At 72.1% G+C, this 7,893-nt stretch carries 9 protein-coding genes; 3 read left to right on the top strand and 6 right to left on the bottom strand.

What is annotated here, in order from left to right; genetic code table 11:
- Nucleotides 1-758: LysR family transcriptional regulator (locus ACWTSU_RS01065; protein WP_455138054.1), on the top strand; the 758-nt coding region annotated here is incomplete at its 5' end.
- A gap of 2 nt (nt 759-760) precedes the next feature.
- On the opposite strand, the gene ACWTSU_RS01060 is transcribed toward ACWTSU_RS01065, so the two are convergent.
- Entirely contained in the window at nt 761-1,318 is a 558-nt protein-coding gene (locus ACWTSU_RS01060) for a cysteine hydrolase family protein (RefSeq protein ID WP_455138053.1), read from the bottom strand.
- 66 nt (nt 1,319-1,384) lie between these two features.
- On the opposite strand from ACWTSU_RS01060, the gene ACWTSU_RS01055 reads away from it, so the two are divergent.
- Complete coding sequence (locus tag ACWTSU_RS01055) at nt 1,385-1,705, top strand: MGMT family protein (protein ID WP_455138052.1); 321 nt, start codon at nt 1,385-1,387, stop codon at nt 1,703-1,705.
- On the top strand, nt 1,702-2,184 hold the full coding sequence (gene bilS / locus ACWTSU_RS01050; protein WP_455138051.1) for a flavodoxin family protein BilS: 483 nt from the start codon (nt 1,702-1,704) through the stop codon (nt 2,182-2,184). Before ACWTSU_RS01055 ends, bilS begins: the two co-directional genes overlap by 4 nt.
- A gap of 163 nt (nt 2,185-2,347) precedes the next feature.
- Here bilS and ACWTSU_RS01045 read toward each other — a convergent pair whose 3' ends face one another.
- The 5 genes from ACWTSU_RS01045 to ACWTSU_RS01025 all read right to left on the bottom strand — a co-directional run.
- Nucleotides 2,348-4,156: an ABC-F family ATP-binding cassette domain-containing protein gene (locus ACWTSU_RS01045; protein WP_455138050.1), complete on the bottom strand. Its 1,809-nt coding sequence runs from the start codon at nt 4,154-4,156 to the stop codon at nt 2,348-2,350.
- Nucleotides 4,156-4,956, bottom strand: a complete 801-nt coding sequence (locus tag ACWTSU_RS01040; RefSeq protein ID WP_455138055.1) for a deoxyribonuclease IV — start codon at nt 4,954-4,956, stop codon at nt 4,156-4,158. The genes ACWTSU_RS01045 and ACWTSU_RS01040 overlap by 1 nt, the downstream gene beginning before the upstream one ends.
- A 68-nt stretch (nt 4,957-5,024) precedes the next feature.
- On the bottom strand, nt 5,025-6,272 hold the full coding sequence (gene coaBC / locus ACWTSU_RS01035) for a bifunctional phosphopantothenoylcysteine decarboxylase/phosphopantothenate--cysteine ligase CoaBC (protein ID WP_455138049.1): 1,248 nt from the start codon (nt 6,270-6,272) through the stop codon (nt 5,025-5,027).
- A complete protein-coding gene (locus ACWTSU_RS01030) occupies nt 6,269-6,991 on the bottom strand; it encodes a zinc ribbon domain-containing protein (protein ID WP_455138048.1) in 723 nt (240 codons plus the stop codon). Before ACWTSU_RS01030 ends, coaBC begins: the two co-directional genes overlap by 4 nt.
- 21 nt (nt 6,992-7,012) lie before the next feature.
- On the bottom strand, nt 7,013-7,893 hold an 881-nt coding region (locus ACWTSU_RS01025; RefSeq protein WP_455138047.1), incomplete at its 5' end, for a cysteine desulfurase family protein.

Below are 7,893 nucleotides of genomic sequence, written 5' to 3'. Positions count from 1 at the left end.
GGTGGGAGCTCGGCTGCAGGCTGTTCGAGCGCGGAAGCCGGAGGATCTCGCTCACTGAGCCCGGCATGCGGCTGCGCATCCGCGCCGAGGAGATCGTGGACCTCGTGGGGCGCACCGAGGAGGAGTTCCGCCTCTCCGCTGACACGATTGCCGGCGAGGTTCGCGTGGCCGGGGGCGAGACCCCGGCGATGGGCCTCGTCGCCGACGTGATCGCCGAGCTCAAGGACAGCTATCCGCTCGTGCGCTTCTCGCTGCACAGCGGCAACGCGCGCGACGTGGCGGAGCGCCTCGAGACGGGGCGCGCGGACTTCGGCGTCTTCATAGGCCACGCCGACCTCTCGCGCTACGAGAGCCTGCGGCTGCCCGCGCGCGACCGCTGGGGCGCGTTCGTGCGCGAGGACGACCCGCTCGCGGCGCTCGACGCCGTGGGCCCCGACGACCTCGCGTCGCGGCCGCTCGTGCTGTCGGAGCAGGCCGACCGGGAGATGGGCACCTGGTTCAGACGCGACCTCGACGAGCTCGACGTGGTGGCCACCTACAACCTGCTCTACAACGCCGCGCTCCTCGCCCGGCGCGGGGTTGGCTGCGTCATCAGCCTCGAGGGCATCGTGGACACCTCGGAGGGGTCCGGCCTGGCGTTTCGGCCGCTCGACCCGGAGGTGACGGCCGAGATCTTCGTGGCGTGGAAGCGCTACCAGACCTTCTCGCCCGCCGCCGAGGCGTTCCTCTCGGGGGTGCGGCGCCGCTGGGGCGCGTGAGCCTACGCCAGCGCGGCGGCGAGCTCCTCGGAGGTCACGAGCGCCGAGCCGTAGCACTTCTCGCAGTGCTCGAGCGCGCCCTCCTGCGTGCCGCAGAGGAAGGTCATCGTGGCGTCGGTCACCACGACGGAGGCGTAGCCGTTGAAGTAGGCGTCGGCGAGCGTATGCAGCACGCAGATGTTGGTGTCGCAGCCCACGGCGATCACCGTGGAGACGCCGAGCTCGCGCAGGGTGAGGTCGAGGTCGGTCTGGAAGAAGCCGGAGTAGCGGCGCTTGGGGATCGTGATGTCGGCGTCCAGGACCTCGACCTCGGGGTAGACGCGCGTCTCGCCGGCGATGCCGTGCTCGCCCCAGAGCTCGAGCTCGCGGTCGAGGCCGCGCACGTGCGCGTCGTTGCAGAAGATCACGGGCACGCCGGCCTCGTGGCAGGCGTCAACGGCGCGGGCAACCGCGGCGCGGTAGGCGGCGGTAGCGGCGTCGGGGTCGTAGAGGGCGTCGTCGCCGACGGCCTCGATGGCGTCGATGACGAGCAGGGCCGTGGCGTTGCGGTCGATTTTCATGGGAGGCCTCCGGGCGGTCGCGTATGGGGTAGCCTGAAGGATAGCGGTTTTCGGTTGGGAGGTGCCGTGTCCGAGTCGTTCTTCGCGCGCGCCCACGACGTGGTGCGCCAGATACCCGCGGGCCGCGTGGCCAGCTACGGGCAGGTGGCGCGCCTGATGGGCGAGCCGCGCAAGGCCCGCTTCGTGGGCTTTGCCATGCACGCGAGCCCGGGCATGGCCGGGGGCGTCCCGTGCCACCGGGTTGTCTTCGCCGACGGGCGGCTGGCGCCGGGCTTCGCCTTCGGCGGCCCGGGCGAGCAGCGGCGCCTGCTCGAGGACGAGGGCGTGGGCTTCCTCCCCGACGGCCGCGTTGACATTGAGAGGTTCGATTGGGAGGCGGCTCAATGAGGGTTGCGATCGTGTGCGCGTCGAGGAGCGGGAACACCGAGCGTCTGGCCGAGCGGGCGCGCGCGGCGCTCGGCGACGCGCTCGTCAACGACGTCGAGGCGGCTGACGTGGTGCTGCTCGGCTCGTGGTGCGACAAGGGCGGGCTGGCCGAGGAGCTGGCGCCCGCGCTTCCGGAGCTGTCCGGCAAGCGCGTCTTCGTCTTCGGGACCTGCGGGTTCGGCGGGAGCCAGGACTACTACGACCGCGTGCTCGACCGCTACCAGGCGGCGCTGCCCGACGGCGCCGAGGTGATCGGGCGCTTCATGTGCCAGGGGCAGATGCCGCCCTCGGTGCGCGAGCGCTACGTCGCGATGGCCGAGAGGGACCCGGAGCGCTTCACCCCGATGATCGAGAACTACGACCGCGCGCTCGGGCATCCCGACGGGGCCGACCTCGCCGCGTTCGAGGCCGCGCTGCGCGCCGCGGGCGTGCTCGGCTGAGGGCCCTCACGACGTCCCCTTTCCGAAAACCTCGCACCACGCGATTACTTCTCAAACCTTCGCCAACAAAAGCCCTGTTGACGGGCAAATCGATTTGAAAAGTATTTGCGTGGTGTGAGGTCTTCGGCAAGAAGGGCGCGCGGGGCGAGAAGGGCGCCGCCGCTCACTCGATCCCGAGGCGCTCCGAGAGCTCGAGCCACTCGTCCTCGAGGGCCTCGCGGGCGGCGAGGCAGTCGTCGAGCGCCCTCTGGGCGGCCATCAGCGCCTCGTAGTCGCTCGGGTCGACCGCGGCCATCGCGGCGCGCAGCTCGTCGGGCTCCCCCGCCGTCTTCTCGAGCTTGCGGCTCACGGCGTCGAAGCGCTTCTTGAGCTCGCGGCGCTCCTGGTTGGAGAGGCCCGACGACGAGCCCTGCGCGAACGCGCTCGGCCCGGCCGTCGACGCGGGGTCGGGCTCCGGCGCCACATCGAGCTGCTCAAGCAGGCGCAGGTACTCGTCCACGCCGCCGGGCACGTGGCGCACGTGGCCGTCGATGAGCGCGAACTGGTCGTCGGTCACGCGCTCCATGAGGTAGCGGTCGTGGCTCACCACCAGAAGCGTCCCCGGCCAGCTGTCGAGCAAATCCTCCATCACGGCGAGCATGTCGGTGTCGAGGTCGTTGCCCGGCTCGTCGAGCACGAGCACGTTGGGCTCCTCGAGAATCACGCAGAGCAGCGCGAGGCGCCGGCGCTGCCCGCCCGAGAGGTCGCGCACGAAGTTCTGCAGCTCGCGCTGCTCGAAGCCCAGGCGCTCGATGAGCTGCGTGGGGCTCTGCATCTTGCCGCCCACGAGGTAGCTGCGCTTGTAGCGGCCCAGCACCTCGATGACGCGCCAGCCGTCCTTCTCGCCGAGCGCGTCGAGGTGCTGGCTCATGAAGCCGAAGCGCACCGAGGCTCCGATCTTGACGGTGCCCGACGTGGGCGCGAGCCGTCCCGTCATGAGCGCGAGCAGCGTCGACTTGCCCGCGCCGTTGGCCCCGAGGATGCCGTAGCGGTCGCCGGGACCGATGATCCAGCTGACGTCGTCGATGACGCGCGAGCCGCCCTCGTAGGCGAAGCTCACGTCCTTCATCTCGATGACCTGCTTGCCCAGCCGGCTCACCGCGAGGCGCTTGAGCTCGAGCGGATTTCTGAGCGGCGGGTCGTTGGCGATGAGGGCGCGCGCGGCCTCCACGCGGAAGCGCGGCTTGCTCGTGCGGGCCTTGGCGCCGTGGGCGAGCCAGTTGAGCTCCTTGCGCAGGGTGTTCTGGCGGCGCTCCTCCATGACGGCGGCCTGGCGGTCGCGCTCGACGCGCTGCTGGATGTAGGCGGAGTACCCGCCCTCGAAGGGCTCGATGCGCCGGTCGTGCACCTCCCACATGTGCTCGCACACCTCGTCGAGGAACCAGCGGTCGTGCGTGACCACGAGCAGAGCCCCCTCGCCCGCCGGCCAGCGGCGGCGCAGGTGCCCGGCCAGCCACTCGATGGCGGCGAGGTCGAGATGGTTGGTCGGCTCGTCCATGCAGATGACGTCCCAGCGGTTGCAGAGCACGCGGGCGAGGTCGACGCGGCGGCGCTGGCCGCCGGAGAGCTCGCCCACGCGGGCGTCAAGCGAGAGGTCACCCACGAGCTCGTCGAGGATCGCGCGGACGCGGGCGTCGGAGGCCCAGGTGTACTCCGGCACGTCGCCGAAGATCGCGCGACGCACGGGGTCGTCGTCGGCGAGCGCGTCGGCCTGCCCAAGGTAGCCCACCGAGATGCCGCGCCGCCAGGTGACGCTGCCGGCGTCGGGCTCGAGGCGGTGACCGACGATCTCGAGCAGCGTCGACTTGCCGTCGCCGTTGCGCCCCACGATGCCGATCCGCTCGCCCTCGTTGATGCCGATCGTCTGATCGTCGAGCACCCGCTTGCCCGGCCACTCGTGGCTCACGTGCTCAAGTCCGATGAGGATCCCCATTACGCCGTCCCCTCCCCAGCCGCGAGGCCGCGCAGCAGTGCGATCTCGTGCGCCCAGCCGTCGAGGCCGTCCTGCGGGGTCTCGAGCACCATCGGCAGGCCCGCGAGGCGCGGGCAGCGCACCACCGCGGCGAAGGCGTCGAGCCCGATCTGGCCCTGGCCGATGCGCTCATGGCGGTCCTTGTGGGAGCCGCGGGGGTTCTTGGAGTCGTTGAGGTGCAGCGCCCGCAGCCGGTCGAGCCCGATCACGCGGTCGAACTCGTCGAGCACGCCGTCGAGCGCGCCGGCGACGTCGTAGCCCGCGTCCCAGACGTGGCACGTGTCCAGGCATACGCCGAGCAGCTCGTCGTGCCCCACGCCGTCGATGATGCGCGCGAGCTCCTCGAAGCTGCGCCCGACCTCGGTGCCCTTGCCCGCCATGGTCTCGAGCAGCACGCACGTGCGCTGCCCGGGCTCGAGCACCTCGTTGAGGCCATCGCAGATGAGGCGGACGCCCTCGTCGGCTCCCTGCTTGACGTGGCTGCCGGGGTGAAAGTTGTAGTAGTTACCGGGCAGTGCCTCCAGGCGCGCCAGGTCCTCGCGCATCGCGCGCCGGGCGAACCCCACGGTCTCGGGCTTGGCCGAGCAGAGGTTGTAGGTGTAGGGCGCGTGCGCCACGAGCGGGCCGAAATCGTGCTCGCGCAGGGTGGCGAGAAACGCGGCGATGTCGTCGGCGTCCAGCTCGCGCGCGTTGCCCCCGCGCGGGTTGCGCGTGAAGAACGCGAACGTGGTCGCGCCGATCGAGACGGCGTCGTCGGCCATGGCGGCGTAGCCGCGCGACGTGGAGAGGTGGCAGCCCAGCAGCAGGCGCGCGCCCGCGTCCCGCCCGCTCACAGCCGCCCCCTCTCGCGCAGCAGGTCCCGGACCGCGTCAAGTATGGCGTCGGCCACCTGCGGCAGGGGCATCGTCTCGAGCTGCTTGGTCCCGGCCTCGCTCACGAGCGACACGCGGTTGGTGTCGGCGCCGAACGTGGACTCGGGTCGGCTCACGTCGTTGGCGACGATGAGGTCGGCTCCCTTGCGCTCGAGCTTCTCGCGCGCGTGGGCGAGAAGCTCGTCCGTCTCGGCGGCAAAGCCCGCCACCACGCGGTCCCCCTTCACGGCGCAGAGCTCGGCCAGGATATCCGCGGTCTCGGTGAGCTCGATCGCGTCGAGGTGCTCGCGGCTCTTCTTGAGCTTGTGGTCGGCCGGGCGCGCCGGCGTGTAGTCGGCCACAGCGGCCGAGCAGATCGCGGCGTCCACGTGGCCGAAGAGCGAGAGGCAGGCGCCGCGCATGTCCTCAGCCGAGGTCACGTTGAGCCGACGCGCGCCGAACGGCGTGGGCAGGCTCACGGGCCCGGCCACGAGCCAGACCTCGGCGCCGCGCGCGAGGGCCGCCGCGGCGATCGCGAAGCCCATCTTGCCGGTGGAGCGGTTGGCGATGTAGCGCACGGGATCGATGGCCTCGTGCGTGGGCCCGGCGTTCACGAGCAGCCGCGCTCCCGCGAGGTCCTTCGGTCGCGTCATGTCTCCGATCAGCTTGAGCGCCGCGGACACGATGTCCTCGACGTCGGCGAGCTTGCCCGCACCCACCTCTCCGCAGGCGAGCCGCCCCGACGCGGGCTCCACGAGGCGCACCCCGCGCTCGAGCAGCGTGAGGACGTTGGCCTGCGTGGCCGGGTTCTCCCACATGCGCGTGTTCATGCTGGGCGCCACCAGGACGGGACAGCTGCCGTGGCAGGCGAGCAGCGTCGTGGTGAGGCAGTCGTCGGCGATGCCCGTCGCCATCTTGGCCATCACGTTGGCCGTCGCGGGCACGACGAGGGCGAGGTCCGCCCACTCGGAGAGCTCGATGTGCGGGATCGGCGTCTCCGGATGGCCGTAGAGGGAGTCGGCCACCGGCGCGCCCGAGAGCGCCTCGAAGGTGGCCGCGCCCACGAAGCGCTCGGCGTCGGCGGTCATGGTCACGCGGACCTCGCAGCCCGCCTTCTGGAGGCCGCGCAGGACCTCGCAGGCCTTGTAGGCGGCTATCCCGCCGCAGACGGCGAGAAGAACGCGCGGCGCGCGGCGCGCGCCCACTCCCCGGTCCCTCTCACTCACTGCTCCGCCTCCTCGGAGGTGATGAGCATGCGGTGGCAGTACGGGCACTCGGTGATCTCGTCGCCGTGCGCGAGGTCGTGGAACTGGCTCGGCTGGAGCTTCACGCGGCACACGCTCGGCACGTTCCCGTTGAGGCGCTCGACCGCGAGGCCCTTGAAGCGCTTGCGGGCGGCCTCGTAGGCGGCCAGGTGCTCGGCGCTCACCTGGCCGGCCAGGCGCTCGCGCTCGCGGCTCAGCTCGACGATGCGCGCGCGGACGTCGGCGGAGTCGCGGTCCAGGGACTCCTGGGTCGACGCCAGCTCGTCGTCGAGGCTCCCCTCGGTGCGGCGGGCGTTGCGCTCGGCGCGCTCGAGGCGCTCGAGGCGCTCGCGCAGCGGCCCGAGCGCGAACTCGGCCTTCTCGATGTGCTTGGCCAGCGACGTGAGCTGCTGCTCGAAGTCGCGCAGCTCGCGATGGGTGCGCTCGCCTGCCTCCGCCGTGGCCTGGACCTCGGCGGTCTTCTCGTGGTAGTGCGCGAGGCGCTCCTCGGTGTCGGCGATCTCGAGCTCAGCGTCCTTGCGCTGCCCGACGATGCCCAGAAGCTCGCTGGCGACCTTGCGCTTGGCGAGCTCGATGGTCTTGAGACGACGCCGCTGCGGCATGGCGGCGAGCTTGGAGGCGTGGCGCAGCAGCTCGAGGTCGAGCTCCTGCAGGCGCGTCAGGGCGGTGGCTTCGGTCATGGCTGCCTCTCTGTCGGTGCGTTACGGTCGCCGGGCGCCGGAGCGCTCGGCGACGATGCGGATGAGGGTGTCGGCGAAGCGCGCGAGGTCGTCCTCGCTCACGCGCTCGTCGAACGAGATGCGCAGCGACCCCAGCGCCTCGTCGCGGGGGACGCCCATGGCGAGAAGGACGTGGCTCGCGTCGAGCGAGCCCGAGGAGCACGCCGAGGCCGCGGAGACCTCGAAGCCCTCCTGGTCGAGCGCGAGGATCAGCGTCTCGGAGTCGAGGCCCGGGACCATGATGCTCACGATGCCCGGGAGCCGCGGCACCTCCGCGGACACCGTGGGCTCGATGCCCGTTCCGGGCGCGCAGAGCCGGTCGACGAGCGCGCGGGCGCGACCGGCCACGAGCTCGCGCGTGGATTCGAGCGAGCCCGCGAGCGCGGTCGCCACGGCGGCGAACGCGAGCGCGCCGCGGACGTCCTGGGTCCCGGCGCGACGGCCGCCCTCCTGCCCGCCGCCGAAGGACTGCGGGCGCAGCGGCGCGCGGCCCCGGACGAGGAGCGCCCCCACGCCGACGGGGCCGCCGAGCTTGTGCGCGGCAACGCTCACGGCGTCGGCGTCGGCCACGTCGAGCGGGACGTGCCCGAGGGCCTGCACCGCGTCGGTGTGGAAGAGAGCGCCGCGCGCGTGCGCCGCCCGGGCGATCGCACCCGTGGGCTGCAGGACGCCGGTCTCGTTGTTGGCGGCCATCACCGAGACGAGCGCGCAGTCGTCGCCCACGAGCCCCTCGAGGGCGTCGGACGACACCACGCCGTCGCGGCCGGGGCGCACGAGCTCAACCTCGAAGCCCCGGGTGCGCAGGGGTCCCGCGAGGTCGAGCACCGAGTCGTGCTCGATAGCCGAGAGGACCACGCGGCGGC

This window comes from Thermophilibacter sp., from assembly GCF_966187215.1.
This window is presented reverse-complemented; position numbering and strand designations above follow the sequence as displayed.